This window comes from Allobosea sp. Root670 (genome assembly GCF_001429415.1).
GTDB lineage: Bacteria > Pseudomonadota > Alphaproteobacteria > Rhizobiales > Beijerinckiaceae > Allobosea > Allobosea robiniae.
On record NZ_LMJU01000006.1, the window covers coordinates 1 to 12464 of the forward strand.

Annotated in this window: 8 protein-coding genes and 3 pseudogenes; 2 read left to right on the forward strand and 9 right to left on the reverse strand. The window is 67.2% G+C overall.

Translation table 11 applies throughout. From position 1 onward, the window contains the following. From ASE61_RS27090 to ASE61_RS26975, 4 genes and pseudogenes are all read right to left on the reverse strand, one after another. The coding region (locus ASE61_RS27090) for an FtsK/SpoIIIE domain-containing protein (RefSeq protein WP_274532853.1) at positions 1 to 307 on the reverse strand (307 nt) is incomplete at both ends. Between the two features lies 1 nt (position 308). After that, a pseudogene (locus tag ASE61_RS27095) lies at positions 309 to 582 on the reverse strand (FtsK/SpoIIIE domain-containing protein); the annotation flags it as partial. A 1-nt stretch (position 583) separates the two neighbouring features. Next, positions 584 to 981 (reverse strand): annotated as a pseudogene (locus ASE61_RS27100) (FtsK/SpoIIIE domain-containing protein); the annotation flags it as partial. A gap of 1 nt (position 982) precedes the next feature. Further along, a pseudogene (locus ASE61_RS26975) lies at positions 983 to 2536 on the reverse strand (DNA translocase FtsK 4TM domain-containing protein); the annotation flags it as partial. 147 nt (positions 2537 to 2683) lie between these two features. Between ASE61_RS26975 and ASE61_RS08595 the strand changes: the two are divergent. Next, positions 2684 to 3016, forward strand: a complete 333-nt coding sequence (locus ASE61_RS08595) for a hypothetical protein (protein ID WP_061966488.1) — start codon at positions 2684 to 2686, stop codon at positions 3014 to 3016. Between the two features lie 62 nt (positions 3017 to 3078). Here ASE61_RS08595 and ASE61_RS08600 read toward each other — a convergent pair whose 3' ends face one another. The 3 genes from ASE61_RS08600 to tesB all read right to left on the reverse strand — a co-directional run bounded on the left by ASE61_RS08600 (position 3079) and on the right by tesB (position 5888). Further along, the gene (locus ASE61_RS08600; RefSeq protein ID WP_061966540.1) at positions 3079 to 4416 is read right to left on the reverse strand and encodes an ammonium transporter; all 1338 of its coding nucleotides are present in this window, start codon (positions 4414 to 4416) and stop codon (positions 3079 to 3081) included. Between the two features lie 28 nt (positions 4417 to 4444). Further along, the gene (locus tag ASE61_RS08605; protein WP_061966489.1) at positions 4445 to 4783 is read right to left on the reverse strand and encodes a P-II family nitrogen regulator; all 339 of its coding nucleotides are present in this window, start codon (positions 4781 to 4783) and stop codon (positions 4445 to 4447) included. A gap of 238 nt (positions 4784 to 5021) precedes the next feature. Next, positions 5022 to 5888 (reverse strand): acyl-CoA thioesterase II, encoded by an 867-nt coding sequence (gene tesB, locus ASE61_RS08610; RefSeq protein ID WP_061966541.1) that lies wholly within the window; start codon positions 5886 to 5888, stop codon positions 5022 to 5024. A 123-nt stretch (positions 5889 to 6011) separates the two neighbouring features. Here tesB and ASE61_RS08615 point away from each other — a divergent pair, with 123 nt between their 5' ends. After that, positions 6012 to 7262, forward strand: a complete 1251-nt coding sequence (locus tag ASE61_RS08615; protein ID WP_082617315.1) for a ubiquinone biosynthesis hydroxylase — start codon at positions 6012 to 6014, stop codon at positions 7260 to 7262. A 32-nt stretch (positions 7263 to 7294) separates the two neighbouring features. Here the strand turns inward: ASE61_RS08615 and ASE61_RS08620 are convergent, their stop codons facing one another. Further along, entirely contained in the window at positions 7295 to 7492 is a 198-nt protein-coding gene (locus ASE61_RS08620) for a Trm112 family protein (protein WP_061966490.1), read from the reverse strand. A 109-nt stretch (positions 7493 to 7601) separates the two neighbouring features. Beyond that, positions 7602 to 12434 carry an NAD-glutamate dehydrogenase gene (locus tag ASE61_RS08625; RefSeq protein ID WP_156407026.1) on the reverse strand — a complete coding sequence of 1611 codons (4833 nt, stop codon included), beginning with the start codon at positions 12432 to 12434 and terminating at the stop codon, positions 7602 to 7604. Positions 12435 to 12464 lie beyond the last annotated feature (30 nt).

Below are 12464 nucleotides of genomic sequence, written 5' to 3' on the forward strand. Positions count from 1 at the left end.
GCGGGTGATGCGCCCGCCGCCGGCCATGTAGAGCATGTCGCCCTGGCCGAGCAGCTGCTCGGCGCCCATTTCGCCGAGGATCGTGCGCGAGTCGATCTTGCTCGTGACCTGGAAGGAGATGCGGGTCGGGAAGTTCGCCTTGATCGTGCCGGTGATGACGTCGACCGAGGGGCGCTGTGTCGCCAGCACGACATGGATGCCGGCGGCACGCGCCATCTGGGCGAGGCGCTGGATCGTGCCCTCGATCTCCTTGCCGGCGACCATCATCAGGTCGGCCATCTCGTCGACGATGACGACGATATAGGGCNCGCCATCTGGGCGAGGCGCTGGATCGTGCCCTCGATCTCCTTGCCGGCGACCATCATCAGGTCGGCCATCTCGTCGACGATGACGACGATATAGGGCAGAGGCTCGAGGTCCATGACCTCCTCCTCGTAGATCGCCTCGCCACTGTGCTTGTCGAAGCCGGTCTGGACGGTCCGCGTGATGACCTCGCCGGCCGCCTTGGCCTCGCCGACCCGGGCATTGAAGCCGTCGATGTTGCGCACCGAGAGCTTCGACATCTTCTTGTAGCGCTCCTCCNGTGATGACCTCGCCGGCCGCCTTGGCCTCGCCGACCCGGGCATTGAAGCCGTCGATGTTGCGCACCGAGAGCTTCGACATCTTCTTGTAGCGCTCCTCCATCTCGCGCACCGCCCATTTGAGGGCGACGACCGCCTTCTTCGGGTCGGTGACGACGGGGGTGAGCAGATGCGGGATGCCGTCATAGACGGAGAGTTCGAGCATCTTGGGGTCGACCATGATCAGGCGGCACTCCTCCGGCTTCAGCCGGTAGAGGATCGACAGGATCATGGTGTTGATCGCGACCGACTTGCCCGAGCCTGTGGTGCCGGCGACGAGCAGATGCGGCATGCGGGCGAGATCGGCGATCACCGGCTCGCCGCCGATGGTCTTGCCGAGGCAGAGCGCGAGCTTGTGCTTNTGTGGTGCCGGCGACGAGCAGATGCGGCATGCGGGCGAGATCGGCGATCACCGGCTCGCCGCCGATGGTCTTGCCGAGGCAGAGCGCGAGCTTGTGCTTGGTCGCCTCGAAATCCTGGCTGGCGAGGAGCTCACGCAGGAAGACGGTCTCGCGACGGGTATTGGGCAGTTCGATGCCGATCGCGTTCTTGCCCTGAACCACCGCCACACGCGCCGATACCGCGCTCATCGAACGCGCGATGTCGTCAGCGAGAGAGATCACGCGGGAGGATTTCGTGCCCGGAGCCGGCTCAAGCTCGTAGAGCGTCACCACCGGACCGGGGCGCACCTGCGAGATTTCGCCGCGCACGCCGAAATCCTCGAGCACACCTTCGAGCAGCGTGGCGTTCTGCTCCAGCGCATCGGTCGAGACCGCGTTCGCCGCGACCTTCTTCGGCTCGGCCAGATAGGTCAGCGGCGGCAATTCGAATGAGTCGCGGTCGAGCAGGGAGGGCTGGGCCTCGCGCTGCATGCGCTTGCCGGGCTTCGGCGCGGCGCGCGGCATGGCCACGCGCGGAGCGTTGAGATCGCGCAGATCCTGCGGCTCGTCGTCGAGATCGAAAGGCGCGTCGTAATCGTCGGTCGCCCGGCCGGGCGTGGTGGGGCGGGCACCGGGCAGGGGCTCGGGATCGAAATCGGGCAGGCCGCGGCGCCCGGCCGGCGCCTCGCCGAATTGTGGCTCGCGGCGAACGCGGCCGTTGTCACGGGTCGGAACCAGGCCGGTATCGACGGCCGGCTCGGGCGGCTGCGGCAGGCGGCGCAGGATCGCGGCCCGCAGCGCCATCGCGCCATGGGCGAGCCAGCCGATCAGGATGACGGCGATGCCCGGCTCGTCGTCGCGGCGCTCGTCGCTGTCGGACCAGTTGTCCTCGGCCTCGTCGCTGTCGAGAACCGGGTCCTCGTCCGTGACGAAGCCGAAGCCGGCGGCGGCGGTGACGGCGAGAATGGCGATGCCGGCATAGAGGAAGCCGACGAGGCTGCCGACGGCTCCGCCGGCGATGCCCGCGATATTGCGCGTGCCGAAGAGCAGGCCGTCGCCGATCACGCCGCCCATGCCGGTGGGCAGCGGCCAGCGCGGGGTCGCGGGCAGGGCGCTGGCGACGGCGGCAGTCGCAGCGACGCCGATGACCCAGAGGCCGAGCTTCAGCGCGCCACGATCGAAGATGTGGAAGCGGACGAGCCGGAGCGCCCAGATCACCGGCGGAAACAGCAGGGCGATGACGCCGAGGCCGATGAGCTGCATCAGGAGATCGGCGACCATGGCGCCGGGGCGGCCGAGCCAGTTACGGATGGCGCCGCTGGTGGCGTTGTTGAGACTGGGGTCGTCGACCGACCAGCTCGCCAGCGCCGTGGAGATGGCGATCATCAGGGCGAGAACGCCCATTCCGGTCAGCTCCGAGGCGCGGCGCGACAGGAACTCGCGCACCGGGTCAGGCAGGCGGTCCATGAGCGATTGGGAGCGGCGGATCGTGCGCATGCGGTTTCGGGTCTTGTCCGGACTGTCGGGCCGCACCATTCGGCCATCAGCGGAAGGTTAGGAAGCCGAGGTTAAGACCCGCTTAACCTTGAACCGCGCTCGCCGGTTCCTGCCGCCGATTGTCGGGAGCGGATGGAACGGATCGCGGTGCGCTGCCTTGAGTTCGAGACGGAAAGGAGGTGTTCCATGACCGTATCGAAGACCATTCAAGCCCGGATCGCCCGGATCTGGCGCGGCCGCACGACGCGCGCCAAGGCCGATGCCTACGCGGTCTATCTGAGGAGCGAGGGCGTGGCGCCCTTGCTGGAAAAGGCACTAGGCGCGCAGATGTTCCGGGAGGATCGCGAGACCGAGAGCGAATTCGTCACGATTTCCTATTGGGAGAGCATCGAGGCGATGTCGCCCTTCGCCGGCCCCGATCCACGCCGCATTCATCACCTGGCGCGTGACGCCGAATTCCTGATCGAACTGCCCGACGGCGTACAGGTCCTGGAGATCGTCGTGAACGAGCCGGGTTGACGCCAAGAAAAACCCCGGCGGTTGCCCGCCGGGGTCGAGGTACCGCCGAAGCGGTGGGAGGATCACATGTTGTAGGCGCGCTCGCCATGCTCGGCGATGTCGAGGCCCTCGCGTTCCTGGTCCGAGGTGACGCGCAGTCCGACCACCGCATCGATGATCTTGAACAGGACGAAGGAGCCGACGCCGCACCAGATGACGGCGACGGCGACGGCGACGAACTGCTTCCAGACCTGGGCGCCCATCGCGTAATCGGCGACGCCGACGCCACCCAGCGCCGGGGCGACGAAGATGCCGGTGCCGATCGAGCCGATGATGCCGCCGACGCCGTGAACGCCGAAGACATCGAGCGAATCATCGTAGCCGAGCGCGTTCTTCACCGTGGTGCAGAAGAAGAAGCAGACCACGCCTGCGATCGCGCCGAGCACGATCGCGCCCATCGGGCCGACGAGGCCGGCAGCCGGGGTGACCGCGACCAGGCCGGCAACGATCCCGGAGAGCATGCCAAGCAGCGAGGGCTTGCCCTTGACGATCCATTCGATGAAGAGCCAGCCCAGCGCCGCTGCGGCGGTCGCCGTGAAGGTGTTGATCATGGCGAGCGCCGCGCCGGCGGTGGCCTCGAGGTTCGAGCCGGCATTGAAGCCGAACCAGCCGACCCAGAGCACGGCGGTGCCGATGAAGGTCATCGTCAGCGAGTGCGGCGACATCAGTTCCTTGCCGTAGCCGATGCGCTTGCCGATCACCAGCGCGCCGACGAGGGCGGCGATGCCGGCATTGATGTGGACGACCGTGCCGCCGGCGAAGTCGAGCGCGCCGAGGGTGAAGAGATACCCTTCCGAGAACCAGACCATGTGCGCCATCGGGAAATAGACGAAGGTCGCCCACAGCACGACGAAGAGCAGCAGCGCCGAGAACTTCATGCGCTCGACGAAGCCGCCGACGATCAGCGCGGGCGTGATCATGGCGAAGGTCATCTGGAAGCAGATGAAGACATATTCGGGGATCACCACGCCCTTGGTGAAGGTGTCCGAGGTCGTCTCGTTGGTGACGCCGGCCAGGAAGGCCTTGGAGAAGGAGCCGATGAAGCTGGTTAGCGAGCCGCCGCCGGTGAAGGCGAGGCTGTAGCCATAGACGACCCAGACGATGCACATCACGGCGGCGGTGGCCGTGACCTGGCTCATCACCGAGAGCATGTTCTTCGAGCGGGCGAGGCCGCCGTAGAACAGCGCGAGGCCAGGCAGCGTCATGAACAGCACGAGCAGCGTCGAGACCAGCATCCAGGCGGTGTCGCCCTTGTTGGGAACGGCAGCGGCAGCCGGCGCCTGTGCCAGCGCGGTGCTGACCGAGAGTGCGGCGAGAGCGAGACCAGCCGATCCGGCCCGCAGCGAGGTCCTGAGAATCATCGTCGAAAACTCCTTGAGGGGGCGGGGCTCAGAGCGCGTCGGCATCGGTCTCTCCGGTGCGGATGCGCACGGCCTTCTCGATCGAGGAGACGAAGATCTTGCCGTCACCGATCTGGCCGGTGCGGGCCGCGGTGGTGATCGTCTCGATCACCCGGTCGACGAGATCGTCGGAGACGGCGACCTCGATCTTGATCTTCGGCAGGAAGCTCACCGCGTATTCGGCGCCGCGGTAGATTTCGGTGTGACCCTTCTGGCGGCCGTAGCCTTTCACCTCGGTCACGGTCAGGCCGTGAACGCCGACGGCGGTGAGCCCGTCGCGCACCTCCTCCAGCTTGAACGGCTTGATGATCGCCATCACGATTTTCATGTGCTGGGCTTCCCGTTTGCGCCGCCCGGTCGTCAGCCCCGGCGATCTCGTTGCACCTCTCGCGCCTGCGGGACCGCAGTTGCGTCGCAACATGCAATTCAAGGGACGTGCCAACGTGCTCCCGGAGCGGCAAAGCCGCATCCAGAGGCGAAATCATGCAGGAGAAGCGGGAAGAACCGTCGGGTCTGCCTAATAATAAGGCAATCGTCTGGTTTCTGCGCAGCTGCCTGAAATCGGGTCAGCCGAGATCAGGCCGGGGTCGGACGAGGCCTTCCTGCGCCACTGACGCCACCAGGCGGCCCTGCCGATCGAAGATGAGACCGCGCGAGAAGCCACGCGCGCCGGACGTCGAGGGGCTGTCCTGCGAATAGAGCAGCCAGTCGTCGGCCCGGAACGGGCGATGGAACCACAGGGCGTGGTCGAGACTCGCGGCCTGGATCTTCTGATCGAACACCGTCGCGCCATGGGCGATCAGGCTGGAATCGAGCAGGAGCAGGTCGGAGGCGTAGGCGAGCACGCTCTGGTGGAAGGCCGGCTCGTCGGGCAGTGGCTCGATCGCCCGGATCCAGACGTTGAACTTCGGCTCCAGGTTGACGCTGCCGCGATAGCGTTCGAGCTCGACCGGGCGGATCTCGATCGGCCGCTTGCGCTGGTAGAAGGTCTGGAGCGGATTGGGCTGTGGCGAATTGAACAGTTTCGCCATCTCCTCGCGATCCGGCAGCTCTTCCGGCATCGGCACCTTCGGCATCGGCATCTGGTGCTCGTAGCCGGGCTCATCGACATGGAAGGAGGCCGACATCGCAAAGATCGCCTCGCCCTTCTGGATGGCGAGCACGCGCCGCGTGGTGAAGGAACGGCCGTCGCGCAGGCGATCGACCTCGTAGACGATCGGCACTTCGGGGTCGCCCGCCAGCAGGAAATAGGCATGCAGCGAATGCGGCTGCCGACCCTCGACCGTCTTGCAGGCGGCATAGAGCGATTGTGCGATCACCTGCCCGCCGAAGACGCGCGGCCAGGTCGATTTCGGGCTGCGACCGCGGAACAGGTTGCGCTCGAGCGGTTCGAGGTCGAGAATCGCCGTCAGGGAGGCGCTGATCTGGGACATGGTCGGCGGCATCGCGGTCAGGTTGACGGAGCGGCCGGCGGCCCGCACAGGGACAGCCGGTTTCGCCTGGCATCAGCACCGAGGCATCCCGTGGCGTCAAGTCGACGCGGAGAGAAGGACGGCATGGCTATCGAACAGGGCAACAGCGCCATGCGCATCGTCATCGCGGGCGGCGGCATCGCCGGGCTGGCGCTGGCTCTGGCGCTGAAGCAGGGGTTGGGCGAGGATTTCGCGGTGATCCTGGCCGATCCGGCTCTGGCGGCTGCACCGCGCGCCGATAACCGCGCCTATGCGGTCGCGGCCGGCGGGCGGGCGATGCTGGAGACGCTCGGCATCTGGGAGACGATCGCCCATACCGCCCAGCCAATGCTGGAGATGATCGTCTCGGACAGCCGGACCGAGGACGCCGTCCGACCGGTCTTCCTGACCTTCGATGGCGAGGTCGAGCCCGGCCAGCCCTTTGCCCATATGGTCGAGAATGCAGCGCTGGTCGCGGCCTTGAAGGCAGCTTGCGAGGGGGCCGGTGTCGAGCTCCGCAGTGTTGGCGTGCGCCGGTTCACCGCTGATGATACGGCGGTCGAGATCGCTTTCGGAGACAAAACCCGCTGCGAGGCAGCCTTGCTCGTCGCGGCCGATGGCGCTCGCTCCAAGCTGCGCGAACAGGCTGGCATCGGCTGGGTCGGCTGGGATTACGGCCAGTCCGGCATTGTCGCGACGATCGGCCACGAGCGGCCTCATCAGGCACGGGCCGTCGAGCATTTCCTGCCGTCGGGGCCTTTCGCGATCCTGCCGCTGGCCGATGGCGGCAGGCTCGGGCATCGCTCCTCGATCGTCTGGACCGAGCGGAAGGAGAATGTCGGACCGCTGCTTTCGCTCGACGCCCAGGACATGCTGGCCGAGATCGAGCGGCGTTTCGGGCTTGAACTCGGCGAGATCGCCCTTGAAAGCGCGGTGAGCGCGCATCCACTCGGCTTCGGCGTGGCCCGGCGTTTCGTCGGCGAGCGGCTGGCCCTGCTGGGCGATGCCGCGCATCTGATCCACCCGATCGCCGGACAGGGGCTCAATCTGGGCCTGAAGGACGTCGCGGCTTTGGCCGAGGCCATCGTCGACGCGGCCCGGCTGGGTCTCGACCCCGGCTCGGCCGACGTGCTCGAAGATTACGAGAAGGCGCGCCGCTTCGACACCGTGGCGATGGGCGCGGTGACCGACGGGTTGAATCGTCTGTTCTCGAACGATGCGACGCCGGTCAGGCTGGCACGCGATCTCGGGCTTGGTCTGGTCGACCGGATGCCGGGGCTGAAGCGCTTCTTCATCCGCGAGGCTGCGGGCGTCGCCGGAGCGACGCCGCGGCTGCTGCGGGGCGAGGCGCTTTGACCGTCATGCGCTGCCGGGGAACGGCGTGAGCCTCAATCTTCCAGCTGGCGTGCTTCTTCCGGCAGCATGATCGGGATGCCGTCGCGGATCGGATAGGCCAGCTTGGCAGGGCGGCTGATCAGCTCCTGCTTCGCAGCATCGTATTCCAGCGTCGCCTTGGTCAGCGGGCAGACCAGGATTTCAAGCAGCTTCGGGTCGATGCGGGTGGTCGTGTCGGCTTCGCCGGTCATCGGTCTTTCCGTTCAAAAAAGTGCATCGGACCGAAAAGCGGATGCCGCCTTCCGGTCCGATGTCATGACACTCAGCCTAGATCGCTTCGCGCGTAGCGCACTCGGCAATCTAATGCTTGCGCGGCAGGTCGGCCAGCATGCCGGCTGCCACCATCAGTTTCGGCAAGGTGAGACCGGAGCTGGTGATCGCGTTGATCGTGGTGCGGGTGCGTTCCGCATCCTCGCCGCGCTCCGCCAGCCAGCTTTCCAGCGTGCCCTGGCCCTTGGCCGAGGCCGAAACCTCCTGCGTCAGGCTGGAATGGGCGTCGTCCAGCGTCTCGATCGCCCGTTCGCGAGCAAGGCGCTCATAGTCGTCCGTCGCCGGCACGGCGGCCGCCGCCGCCTTGAGACTCGACAGGCCGAATTGCGCATCGATGCCGAAATGGATGCGGGCGACCTCGCCGATCCTGCGCTTGCTGCGCTCGGCGATATCGACGATGTCGGTCGCCTCGGCCAGCGCCGGCAGGCTGGCAACGCGAGCGGCCAACGTTTCCGGCACCCCTTCCGAGGAGAGCACCGCGATGCGCGCGAGCCTTGCCTGCGAAGCGGCCTCCGGCAGCAGGCTGCCGAGTTCCTCCGACAGTTCCCTCACGCCCTTGGCGTAACGCGCGATGGTCTGCTCGATCGTGCCGGGTTTGGCGACGCCGCGCCGCAGGAACCAGCCCATCCGGTTGGTGACGAGTTCCTGCGCGGCGCCGTAGAGGCCGAGCTGGGTCTTGCCGGGGATCTTCGCGTCGAGCGCATCGATCTCGCCGTTGAGCGCGATGAGATCGAAGGAATCGCGCGCGATCGCGTAGGCCGCGGCGATGGCCGGCGCGTCCGAGCGGGTCAGTGCTGCCAGCACCGGCACGAGCGCCGGGCCGCCACGGTTGACGATGGCGTTGGCGAGCTGCGTCGCCACGATCTCGCGGCGCAGCTTGTGGCTGGCGATCGCATCCGGATAGGCCTCGCGCAGCGCCTTCGGGAAATAGCGCACGAGTTCGGTCGCGAGATAGGGATCGTCCGGCACCGAGGATTCGAGCAGCGCGTCGTGCACTGAAAGCTTGGCATAGGCGAGCAGCACCGCGAGTTCCGGCCGGGTCAGGCCTTCGCTGCGCTTCTCGCGCTCGGCGAGCTGGGCATCGCTCGGCAGGTACTCGACCGCGCGGTCGAGCCGGCCATCCTTCTCCAGCGTCTGCATCAGGAAGCGCAGGCCCGGCGTTGCGGCCGATCCTTGCGCCTCCGTCAGCGAAAGCGCCAGCGTCTGCAGGTAGTTGTTGCGCAGGACGAGGTCGCCGACCTCGTCGGTCATCGCGGCCAGCAATTCGTTGCGCTTGTCTTCCTTCAGGCGACCGTCCTTCACCGGGCCGGCGAGCGCGATCTTGATGTTGACCTCGACGTCGGAGGTGTTGACGCCGGCGGAGTTGTCGATCGCGTCGGTGTTGATCCTGATGCCCTTGCGGGCCGCCTCGATGCGGCCACGCTGGGTGACGCCGAGATTGGCGCCCTCGCCGACGACCCGCGTCCTGAGATCGTTGCCGGTGATGCGGATCGGATCATTGGCGCGGTCGCCGACCTGGGCGTCGGTCTCGTCGGAGGCGCGGATATAGGTGCCGATGCCACCGAACCAGAGCAGGTCGACGCGGCTTTTAAGGATCGCCGTCATCAGCTCGGGCGGCGAAACCTCCTTCTTGTCAAGATCGAGCAGCGCCCGCACTTCCGGGGAAAGCGGGATGCTCTTGGCCTGGCGCGAGAACACGCCGCCGCCCTTCGAGATCAGGCTCTTGTCGTAATCGGCCCAGGACGAGCGCGGCAGCTTGAACAGGCGCTGGCGCTCAGCCAGGGACTTCGCCGTGTCCGGGTCGGGATCGAGGAAGATGTCGCGGTGGTCGAAGGCCGCGACCAGCTTGATCGCCGGTGAGAGCAGCATGCCGTTGCCGAAGACGTCGCCCGACATGTCGCCGACGCCGGCGACGGTGAAGGGCGTGGTCTGGATGTCGACATCGACCTCGCGGAAATGGCGCTTCACCGCTTCCCAGCCGCCGCGGGCCGTGATGCCCATGCCCTTGTGGTCATAGCCCTGCGAGCCGCCGGAGGCGAAGGCGTCGCCGAGCCAGTGATGCTTCTCCAGCGAGATCGCGTTGGCGGTGTCGGAGAAGGTCGCCGTGCCCTTGTCGGCGGCGACGACGAGGTAAGGATCGTCGCCGTCATGACGCACCGTATCCGGCGGCGGCACGATGGTCTCGCCGTCGAGATTGTCGGTGAGTTCCAGCAGGTTGCGGATGAAGATGCGGTAGCTCTCGGTGCCCTCGGCGAGCCAGGCGGCGCGGTCGGAGGCCGGCGGAAGCTGCTTCGGGAAGAAGCCGCCCTTGGCGCCGACCGGCACGATCACCGCGTTCTTGACCTGCTGCGCCTTGACCAGGCCGAGCACCTCGGTGCGGAAATCCTGCGGCCGGTCGGACCAGCGCAGGCCGCCGCGGGCGACCTTGCCGAAGCGCATATGGATGCCCTCGACGCGTGGCGAATAGACGAAGATCTCGTAGAGCGGGCGTGGCAGCGGCAGGCCGTCGACCCTGGCACAGTCGAACTTGAAGGTGATGGTCTGGCGCGGCTGGCCGTCGGGGCCGATCTGGAAGAAGTTGGTGCGTAGCGCAGCATCGACCAGATTGACGAGGCGACGCAGGATGCGGTCGTCGTCGAGGCTGGTGACGGCGTCGAGTGCCTCTTCGATCTCGGCATGCTTCTGGGCCATGCGCTGCTCGCGCTCGCTTGCCGCGATGCGCGGGTCGAACTTCGCGGCGAAATAGGCGACGAGCCCCGAGGCGATGTCGGGATGGCTGGTCAGGGCGTCGGCGATATAGCCCTGGGCATAGGGCGCGCCGGCCTGGCGCAGATAGCGGCCGAAGGCGCGCAGCAGGGCCGCTTCCCGCCAGGCGAGGCCGGCGGCGAGCACGAGCTGGTCGAAGCGATCGGATTCGGCGAGACCGCGGAACTGCGCCATCAGCGCCGCCTCGATGGTCGGATCGAGATGCTCGATATCGATCTCGCCGTCGTCGGCGCGCTCCAGCGTCATGTCGTGCAGCCAGATGCGGACAGTGTCGCCATTGCCTTGCGGCATGACGTTGTAGGTCCGCTCGTTGACGACGCGGAAGCCCATGTTTTCCAGCACCGGCACGCGGGCGGAGAGCGAAATCGGCGCGCCGCGCGAGAACACCTTGAGATTGGCGCGCTTGGCGTCGTCGCCCTCGCGCCGGTAGAGATTGACGGCGCGGCTCCGCTCCGGCGTGAGCTGCTGGAGCATCTCGATATCGACGAGCGCGTCAGCCGCCGAGAAGCGCTCGCGATAGGCGGCGCCGAAGGCCGCGGCATAGCGCTCGGCCAGCGCACGGGCGGCCGGGCCGGCTTTCTCCTGGTCGAGCACGTCCTTCAGCCCATCGCTCCAGGTGCGGACGATGGCGCTGATGCCGGATTCCAGCGTGGCGCGTTCGACGCGCGGGGTTTTGCCCTCGTCCCGGCCGATGATGTAGTGGGTGCGCGAGAGCGGCCCCTCGGGATAGGCGGGATAGGCGGCGGAGAGGCGCCCGCCATAGACCCGCGCCAGGAAATCACCGACACGCTGGCGCACCGTGGTGTCGTAGCGGTCCTTCGGGATGAAGACGAGGATCGAGACGAAGCGGTCGAACTCGTCGACGCGGGCGAGCGCGCGGATGCGCGGCCGCTCGGTGAGCTGAAGGATGTCGAGGGCGAACTGCTCCAGCGTCGCCACGTCGATCTGGAAGAGCTCGTCGCGCGGATAGGCGTCGAGCACGTTCATCAGCGCCCGGCCGGAATAGCTCGCCGGGTCGAAGCCGATATTCTTGGCGACGCGCGCGACCTTCAGCCGCAGATAAGGAATAGCCCGGGCCGAGCCGGTATAGGCGTTCGAGGTCAGCAGGCCGACGATGCGCAGCTCGCCGTCGAGCCTTCCATCCGGTGTGAACAGCTTGACGCCGACATAGTCGAGATGAACGCGGCGATGGACCAGGCTCTTGACGTTGGCCTTGGTGATGATCAGCGCCTGCGGCTTGGCCAGGAAAGAGCGCAGCTCGGGTGTCACCGTGACCAGTTCGCGGCCCTTGCGCAGGACCTTGACCGTCGGGTCGCGGAGAATGCCGAGCCCCGAGCCCTCGATCGGGTCGGCGGCGACGTCGCCGCCGGGGAAGCGATAGGCGCGGATGCCAAGCAGGGTGAAATTGTCGCCGGCGATCCATTCGAGGAATTGCAGCGCCTCGTTGATCTCGTCCTCCGGCAGCGGCGGCGGATTGGCGCGGTAGGCCTGGATCACCTCGGTGATGCGGCCGCGCATCGCGGCCCAATCGTCGACCGCCAGCGCGACATCGGCATAGACGCGCTCGAGCCCGATGCGCAGCTTTTCGCGCGCCTCCGGCGTGTCGATGCGCGGGACGTGGATATGGAGCAGGCTCTCCCGGCGCGTGCCTTCGGGCGCGCGGCCGGCGGCTTCGCCGGCGAGCGAGGCGAACTTGCCCTTGGCGTCGCGGGCGACCGCGAGGATCGGATGAGCAACGAGGCGCGGCTCGTGGCCCTGCTCCTGCAGTTCGGCCAGCGTCGAATCGAGCAGGAACGGCTTGTTGTCGTTGACGACTTCGAGAACGGTGAGCTGGTTCCTGCGCTCGCCCTCGCCGAATTCTTCGTCACGGAAACGCAGGTTGATCGTCTCGGGCTTGCGCGGCTGGGCGAGGTGCTCGAAGGCCGCGGCCGCAGTGTGAGCCAGCATTTCGGCCGGCAGGGCCTCGAGATCCTCGGCGACGGAACGGCCAAAGAGCAGGCGGGGGAACTCGGCGGGCATCGAACTCTTCAGTCCGGTGGTTGCGGCCTCGATCGCTGCGATTGCACTCGCAGTCGCGTTCGTCACCCGTTTGCCCATATCCCAACCCCAGTTGTTTTGCCGCAGCGA